This is a genomic window from Streptomyces sp. WAC03905, assembly GCF_057371075.1.
Genome location: NZ_JBXYDZ010000003.1, coordinates 7,646,235 through 7,652,234 on the forward strand (window position 1 = coordinate 7,646,235; position 6,000 = coordinate 7,652,234).

Here is a 6,000-nt window from a genome sequence, read left to right on the forward strand (position 1 = left end):
GATGTCTCTGGGCACCTGGCTCAAAGCAGGCACCTCCGCCGCCGCGCTCGTCCTCGCGTCGGCAACCGCCACGACCGCGGCCCCCGCACCCGTACATGTACCCGTACCCGCACCGGATGCCACCGCGGCGGTAGTGACACTCCGCTACGACGACAGCCGGGCCGCCGGCTGGGAAGCGGCCATCGCCGCCGGGGTCGCCTCCTGGAACGCGAACGTCAGCAACGTCCGCCTGGTCGAGGCCGCGCCCGGAGTCCGGGCCGAGATCGTCATCGTGGCCACCACCGGCTGGCCGCAAGCCACCCTCGGTCCGGTCCGCCCCGGACGCCAGGTCCGAGTCGAACTCGGCGCGCAGGCAGTGAGCCAGGGGTACGACAAGACGCGCATCGCAGCGCACGAGCTGGGCCACAGCCTGGGCCTCCCGGACACCAAGCCGGGACCCTGCACGCAGCTGATGTCCGGGTCCAGCGCCGGGACGGCGTGCACCAACGCCGTGCCCAACGCGACGGAGCGGTCCCGCGTGCAGAACGCGTACGCGAGCGGGCTCGCGGCAACCGTGCCGACCGACGGCCGGGTACTCGTCGACGCCCCCTGACCGGCGTCTCGTCGAGTGGACCGGGCACACGCAACCGGCAGCGTTACGCAGCGGGGTGGGTGGTGCCCAGGGCAGGGCTCCGGGCTGGATACACCTCCGGCCGTCCCGCGTGCTGCGGAACGGCCGGAGGTCTCAAGTAGGCGGCGAGGAAAGCGAAGACGCTACTTTAGGAGTGTTGAGAAGGAAGCCCCTTCATGGCCTCGCCACGGCCACGTTAACAGTCAGGCCGGGATCAGGTCACGCAGATTTTCCGGGGTGACGATCCGCGACCGCGGATCCAGCTTCTCCGGCCGCTCCAGGCCGATGTAGGTGACGGGGCCCGCCGGGAGCGTCTTCCCGTCCCACACCGTGACGGTGGTCCCGCGGCCGGCCATCAGCTCGACGAGGTACCGGACGGTGAGCTGCTCGCGATCGACGACGGCGCGCATCAGCGTCGCGACGGTCACCTGATTGTCCTCCACCCTGTTGTGCGACACGGCGCCCGTCAGGTACAGGTGCAGCCACTTGGCGCGCCACCCGCCGTCGTCCCCGCGCAGGAACGCCAGCGGGAGGGCGACCCGGCCCGGGCCGCGCAGGTCCGACTTCATGCGTACCGTACGTGCCTCGAAGGGACGCCCCTTCTGCTCGGCCCCGCGCAGCATGAACCCGAAGAACGACTCCGCGACCTCCTCGAAGCCTTCCCCCGAGAAGATGTTGACCTGCGGGAGGATGCAGGAGCCGCGCACCTGGTCCAGTCGTAGGTCGATGAACTCCGAGGCGCCGTCGGGCGCGTCCGTGATGTCGCCGGAATGTTCGCCCTCCAGATCCCGCAGGTTGGTGTAGGACAGCCAGGAGGTCGTCGCGTAGTCCTCGTCCAGCAGGGCCGCCGACAGGTCGTAGTCGGTGCTGCGCGCGGTCTGCTTCCAGTACACGAAGAAGCGCAGCAGTTCTCCGTCGACCGGCGACAACGAGCCGCGCGGCAGCACTCCGAGACCGGCCGCGGTCGCCCGGCCGCTGAGCGGCAGGGCCACGTCCAGGACGTCCGGGTCGATGAGCAGGTGGTCGGTGCCGGGCAGCCGGCGGCGCAGCTCGCTGTCGATCGCGGCGGTCATCCGCCGGCGCTCCGGCGCGAACACCGGCGGGCGGGTGTCGTCGGCGACCCACGCCCGGCCCGAGCGGTTCACGAACACCCGCCGCTCACCGGTCGCCTCCGCACGGTTGTGCAGGTGCTCGCGCACCGACAGCAGCACCCGCCCCGAAACACCGGGGACGGCCTGCTCGGCGGCGGCCACGACCGCGTCGCGTTCGTCCTGCGTGACGGCGGAGCGCAACAGCCGGTCCAGGGACCGGAACAGCTGGCCGGGCGCGGTCTTCAGCAGCAGCTCGGCCGCGCCGACCGGGTCGAGCAGGGTGTGCCGTTCCTCCACGAGGCTGTCGAGGGAACGCACCGTCTTCTCCCCCCGGGCAACGGCGAAGACGTCGGCCGCGTGCGGCCACTGCGGGTACTCGTGCGGGTGCAGCCGCTCGCCGAGCCGCTTCCACATCTCCCGGTGCGCGTGCACGTCGGCGAGCTTGGCGGGCGCCGTGCGGACGACCGCGTCGAGGCCCGCGAGGAGTGCCCTGCGCGCCGGTCGCGAGATGCCGCGCAGCCGCGTCGGCTCCTGCAGGGCGACGTCACCGCCCGCGAGCGCGCAGGCGAGCCGGAGTACGTCCGTGACGGTGTCCAGCAGCAGGCCGGCTCCCGTCTCCAGCCGGGCCCGGTTGACCACGGCGCGGTTCTCCCGTACGGGGATCTCCGCGGGCTGCGGGCCGTCCGCGCAGTGGGCGGCGAGGTCCGCGAGGTCCCGCAGACCGTCGTCGCCCAGGGGTGTGGTGCTGCCCGCCAAGGCCAGGTAGAGGGAGGCGAGTTCGTCGTCCGGAGAGCCGCCGAGGTGCAGGACGGTCATACGGTCGCCCGCCGCGGCGATCAGCTCGTCGTGGTGGGTCAGCATCTCGGCGTAGGTGTGCCGGTAGTTCCCGTAGGACGGGAGGGTGAGCAGGTCCACCACGCCGGTGCTCAGCTGCTCCAGCACGCTCGCGCGCGAGCTGTCGTCGGCGAGCGCCTCGGCGATGCACTGCATCCAGAAGTCGACGGTGTCCGGCACGTTGGCCGGGAAGTCGATGAAGTAGGTGTTGTGCTGCACGTGGTCACCGACCATCGCGCGGACGGTGTCCAGCGTCCGTGCGGCGGTGCCGACGACGGTGTCGTCGGACAGCCCCGACAGGTGGTCGAGCAGTGGTGCCGACAGCTTGAAGCCCACCGACATCAGCGCGGCGTCGAACTGGCGCGCCGCGACGGCGCCGTCGCCGGCCGCGCCGGAGGGGCGGGGGACGCGGTGGGTGTGCCGGAGGACGAGGGGGTCGAGTCGGTGGACCATGCGGTCATGATCCCAACCCGGTTCGTGCGGCCGCACCCGGTTTTCGACCGCCGGAGCCTGGCCGGCCGTGAGCCCCGGGTACGTCCGGTGTGGGGCGGGCGCCCCACGACGACCCCCGCTCCCCGGCCCTCGGCACCCGGTCGGTTCCGGAACCTGGCACCCGGCTGATCGGACCATCGGAGGCGCCCCGACCGGCAGCGCGCCTCCGGCGGGCGTCCTTGCCCGTGTGTCGAAGGTCGATCTGCCCGGTTTGTGTTCAGGTGTTGTAGGTCGCCCTGCTGGTTGTGTTCAGGTGTTGTGGTGTGGGCGCGGGGTGTCCCTGCGTGGTGGGGTGTGGGGGCGGTGGTGACAGCGTTGTCGTGTTGTTAGGTGTTCGCTTCTTGACGGTGGGGGTGGGGGGACGTTGACTGCCTCCACTTCGGTCGTTTTTGGTTTGGCCCTGTCAGGGAGGCTTTCCTCGTGGTCGTGTTTTTGGGGCGTGGCCGTGTTGCTGTGCCGGTTGTTGCGGTACTTGCCGTTGCGCTGACTGCTTGTGGTGGTTCCGGCGGTTCAGACGGTGGTGGTGAGGCTGGTGGCGCGGGGGTGAGGATTGGTCTGTTGCTTCCGGAGAATGAGACGGCGCGTTATGAGAAGTTCGACAAGCCGTTGATGGAGAAGAAGGTCGCTTTGCTGACGTTGGGCCGGGGCAAGGTGGTTTATGCGAATGCCGGGGGAGATGCGGTCCGGCAGAGTGCTCAGGCGGATGCGATGGTCAAGGACGGGGTGGATGTCCTGGTCGTTGATCCGGTGGATGCCAAGGCGATCGCGGGTGCGGTGGGGAGGGCGAAGGAGGCGGGCGTGGCGGTGGTGGCGTACGACCGTCTGGCCGAGGGCCCGATCGATGCGTACACCTCTTTCGACAATGAGGACGTCGGCCGGGTTCAGGGCAAGGGGCTGCTGGATGCGTTGGGTGACAGGGCCAGGGCCGGCAGGATCGTGATGATGAACGGTGCGGTCACCGACCCGAATGCGGCCAGTTTCAAGGCTGGTGCCCGTTCTGTTCTGGAGGGGAAGGTGAGTGTCGGCAAGGAGTACGACACTGTCGAGTGGAAGCCGGAGAATGCTTCCGCCAACATGACGGCCGCCATCTCCGCGCTGGGCAAGGACAAGATCGTCGGTGTGTACTCCGCGAACGACGGTATGGCCGGGGGCATCATCAGTGCTCTGAAGGCGGCGGGTGTTTCGCCGTTGCCGCCGGTCACGGGGCAGGATGCCGAACTCGCCGGGGTGCGGCGGATCGTGGCGGGTGAGCAGTTCATGACCGTGTACAAGCCCTATGCCCGCGAGGCCGAGGCCGCGGCGGAACTTGCCGTTCTTCTCGCCCAGGGCGAGAAGATCGACGGGATCATCAATCAGGTGGTCAGCAGTCCCACGACCAAGCGGGTCCCTGCCGTTCTCATCCCGGGCGTGCCGGTGACCCGGGAGGACATCCGCGCCACCGTCGTTCTCGACGGCGTCTACACCCCTGAGGAAATCTGCACCGACGCCATCAGGGCCGCCTGCGAGGAAATCGGCCTGAAGTAGCCCTGGCCCCGGCCCCCGGCCCCCGGCCCCGCCCCGGCCCCCCCCGCTTTCCGGTACGCCGCCGCGGGCGCCGGGGGCGGGGACGGGGAGGACCGGCGGCGGGAACACGAGGACCACCCCGCCCCCCGGATGCCGCGCGCCGGTAGGAGCCCGGCCCGTGGCACCCGTACGCCGCACCCCGTGCGCCGCACCGGCTGCGTCGCCCCCCCCGTATGCGGGTGGATCGCCGCCGGGGAGGGGTGGGTTTACGGGGTGTCCGCCTGGTGGGGGAGGGGCGCCCGGTCAAGGTGCGTCCTTGCGTCGGCGGCTCCCGCCGGAAGCGGTCAGGGTTGCCCGGACGTCATCCGCGTCGACGCGCCGGGGCTGTGTGCCGTGGCCGTGTCCGCGGGTGTCTTGTGCGCCGGGAGAGTTCTGGGAACCACCGTCGCCTGGTCTGTCGGTTGCTGTGCAGCGTGTCGTTGCGTGAGCCGTCCCGCCGGACTCGGCGTGCCGCCGGGCCCGGGGTGGCTGCTGTGCTGCGCTCGGGGTGGTGCTTGTGGGGGAGGCCTGAGGGGCCGGCTTTCCGGGTGGTGTGTCTCGGCCTGTACCGAGGTCCCGGTGTCCCCGGTGGTTTCGGCGGTCTCGCCGGGGTTCGTGTCTGCCGGCTGCCGTAGCGCGTGCCGCGGCTCCGGCTGCCCCGCCCGGGGGTCTGTCCAGGGGGAGCGCCGTGAGGGGGGGGCCGGGGTGCTGCACCCGTATCCGGGGGTGCTCGCCGGGAGGGGCCCGGGGGTGTCGCCGGGCCGGGCGTCACCGCCGCCCACCACCCGGCTGCCGGCTGTTGTAGCGCGTGCCGTGGCCTCCGGCAGCCCCCTAGGGGGCCTGGTCCGGGGGAACGCCGTGAGGGGGTCTGGGGTTCTGCGTCCGGGCCCGGCCTGGGGGGTCGTGCGGCTGGGAGGGGGGCCTGGGGTATTCCCGTCCCGGGTGTCACCGCCGCCCACGACCGCCCGGCTCACGGGCTCCCGCCACGACCAGCCCGCCGGTTCCACGACCGCCCGGCTCACGGGCTTCCGCTACCGCCTGGTTCCTGGCGCCGCCCGTTCCCCGGCCGCCCGGCCCGTCGCTTCCCCCGTCCGCCTGCCCGCCACCACCCGACCACCACGTAGCTCCCGCCGCCGCCCGGCCCGCGGCCGGCCGCTCGCCCGCCGCCGCCCGGCCCGTCGGTTGCTGCCGCGACCGCCCGGCTCATGGGCTTCCACCACCGCCCGGTTCCCCGGCGCCGCCCGTTCCCCGCCGCCGCCCGGCCGGTCGGTTTCCGTATCCGCCTGGCCCGCGACCACCCGACCACCACCCAGCTCCCGCCGCCACCCGGTTCCGCTGCCGCCCGGGCCGTCGGTTGCTGCCACGACCGCCCGGCTCATGGGCTCCCGTCACCGCCCGGTTCCTCGCCGCCGCTGGGCCGGTCGGTTCCCC

Annotated in this window: 3 protein-coding genes; 2 read left to right on the forward strand and 1 reads right to left on the reverse strand. The window is 72.1% G+C overall.

The annotated features are described in order from the left end of the window. The first annotated feature begins 1 nt into the window (after position 1). Entirely contained in the window at positions 2-592 is a 591-nt protein-coding gene (locus AC2RP6_RS37100) for a snapalysin family zinc-dependent metalloprotease (protein WP_486450212.1), read from the forward strand. Between the two features lie 221 nt (positions 593-813). Here the strand turns inward: AC2RP6_RS37100 and AC2RP6_RS37105 are convergent, their stop codons facing one another. Further along, a complete protein-coding gene (locus tag AC2RP6_RS37105; RefSeq protein ID WP_486450213.1) occupies positions 814-2,988 on the reverse strand; it encodes a TerD family protein in 2,175 nt (724 codons plus the stop codon). Positions 2,989-3,453: 465 nt separating this feature from the next. On the opposite strand from AC2RP6_RS37105, the gene AC2RP6_RS37110 reads away from it, so the two are divergent. Further along, complete coding sequence (locus AC2RP6_RS37110; RefSeq protein ID WP_486450580.1) at positions 3,454-4,551, forward strand: sugar ABC transporter substrate-binding protein; 1,098 nt, start codon at positions 3,454-3,456, stop codon at positions 4,549-4,551. Positions 4,552-6,000 lie beyond the last annotated feature (1,449 nt).

Coding starts and splice junctions, on each gene's coding strand:
- AC2RP6_RS37100 (WP_486450212.1), top strand. CDS start 2: ATGTCTCTGGGCACCTGGCTCAAAGCAGGCACCTCCGCCGCCGCGCTC.
- AC2RP6_RS37105 (WP_486450213.1), bottom strand. CDS start 2,988: ATGGTCCACCGACTCGACCCCCTCGTCCTCCGGCACACCCACCGCGTC.